Genomic DNA, 373 nt, shown 5'->3' on the forward strand with positions numbered 1-373 from the left:
GCGCATTGATCAGTATACCAGCAATGCCACGTCGCATGGCGCGGTTCTGGAGGCTGCCGAGTAGGAAACATGAGCGAGCCGCAACAGGGCAGGGACGAGGCGGAAGCGCGGGATACCGCAGCTGAGCCGAACTTTGCCCAAGCGTCCGCCAAATTCATCGCCGATCAGGCGGCGGTGATGACGATGATGACTGCCGTCGGCGTCAATATGGCGACGCAGATGGCGGGTCTCTTCATGGGGGCAATGGCCGATGCGCTGGACAAGCGCAATGAGGCGGCGCCGGTGAAGACGGAAGGGGCGAAGAAGCCGGAAGAACCGAAGGTCGTGCCGCTCAAGGTGGTCCGGAAAACCGAGACCGCCAGGACGGACGACC

1 protein-coding gene is annotated in these 373 nt (G+C 63.0%); it reads left to right on the forward strand.

What is annotated here, in order from left to right; translation table 11 throughout:
• Nucleotides 1–69: 69 nt before the first annotated feature.
• On the forward strand, nt 70–373 hold a 304-nt coding region (locus AC1D0P_RS31930), incomplete at its 3' end, for a hypothetical protein (RefSeq protein WP_477680388.1).

Source organism: Polaromonas sp. P1_G2, from assembly GCF_056405515.1.